At 65.6% G+C, this 1376-nt stretch carries 1 protein-coding gene; it reads right to left on the bottom strand.

Annotated elements, in window-relative coordinates; genetic code table 11:
• Positions 1–41: 41 nt before the first annotated feature.
• On the bottom strand, positions 42–1328 hold the full coding sequence (locus ADK55_RS15230) for an IS256 family transposase (RefSeq protein WP_053679017.1): 1287 nt from the start codon (positions 1326–1328) through the stop codon (positions 42–44).
• Between the last annotated feature and the right edge of the window lie 48 nt (positions 1329–1376).

Here is a 1376-nt window from a genome sequence, read left to right as displayed (position 1 = left end):
CGGGTCTGTCAAACGAGCGGTGTAACTCGGGTTGTTGAGGGTTACTGACGTGCTGCGGAGAGCCAGCCGTCGAAGGTGATGTCGAAGGCGTTCAGTGCGGTCTTCCAGCGCATGGTCCAGCGGGCCTGGCCCTTGCCGGTGGGGTCCAGGGACATGATTGCCATGTAGACGCACTTCAGGGCGGCCTGCTCGTTGGGGAAGTGACCGCGGGCCTTGACCGCCCGGCGGATCCGGGCGTTCACGGACTCGATGGCGTTGGTCGTGCAGACGATGCGGCGGATCTCGGTGTCGAAGCGGAGGAACGGGGTGAACTCTTCCCACGCGTTCTCCCAGAGCCGCACGATCGCCGGATACTTCTTGCCCCAGGTGTCGGCGAACTCGGCGAACCGGTCGAGTGCGGCTTCCTCGGTCGCCGCGGTGTAGACGGGCTTGAGAAGCTTGGCGATCTTGTCCCAGTCCTGGCGGGCGGCATAGCGGAAGGAGTTCCGCAGCAGGTGGACCACGCAGGTCTGCACGACCGTGCGGGGCCAGACGGTCTCGACCGCGTCGGGCAGGCCCTTTAGCCCGTCGCAGACGAGCATGAGGACGTCGTTCACGCCTCGGTTCTTGATCTCGGTGAGGATGTGCATCCAGTGCTTGGCGCCCTCACCGCCGTCGCCGGCCCACAGCCCGAGGATTTCCCGCCGGCCCTCGGCCGTGACGGCCAGAGCCACATAGATGGGCCGGTTGGCCACCGCACCGTCGCGGACCTTCACGTGGATCGCGTCGATGAAGATCACCGGATAGACGGCGTCCAGGGGCCGGTTCTGCCACTCGGCCATGCCCTCGAGGACCTTGTCAGTGATCGTGGAGATCGTCTGGCGCGACACCTCGGCGCCGTAGACCTCGGCCAGGTGAGCCTGGACCTCACCGGTCGTTAGACCCTTCGCGGCAAGCGAGATGACCATCTCGTCCACGCCGGAAAGACGCTTCTGCCGCTTCTTGACGATCTTCGGCTCGAAGGAACCCTCGCGGTCGCGGGGCACGGCTATCTGAACCGGGCCGACCTCGGTCAGCACGGTCTTGGCCCGGGTGCCGTTGCGTGAGTTGCCGCCGTTCTTCCCAGCGGGATCGTGCTTGTCATAGCCGAGGTGGTCGGTGATCTCGCCCTCGAGAGCGGACTCCAGCAGTCGCTTCGTCAGCTGCTGGAGCAGCCCGCCCTCACCGGTCAGCTGCAGGCCCTCGGCCTGAGCCCGACCCACGAGCTCGTCGATCAGCCGGTCGTCCACGGACTTCGACGGCACCGCCTCAGACGGCTCGACGGTCTCGGTCACGTTGTTGCTGGTCATCGATGCATCTTCCATGATCGGGAGTTACACCGAACGTTTTACAGTCCC

This window comes from Streptomyces sp. WM4235 (genome assembly GCF_001279725.1).
Lineage (GTDB): Bacteria > Actinomycetota > Actinomycetes > Streptomycetales > Streptomycetaceae > Streptomyces.
This window is presented reverse-complemented; position numbering and strand designations above follow the sequence as displayed.

What these genes read in the sequence shown, in the direction of transcription:
- ADK55_RS15230 (WP_053679017.1), bottom strand. Translation starts at nt 1,328, where the DNA reads ATGACCAGCAACAACGTGACCGAGACCGTCGAGCCGTCTGAGGCGGTG.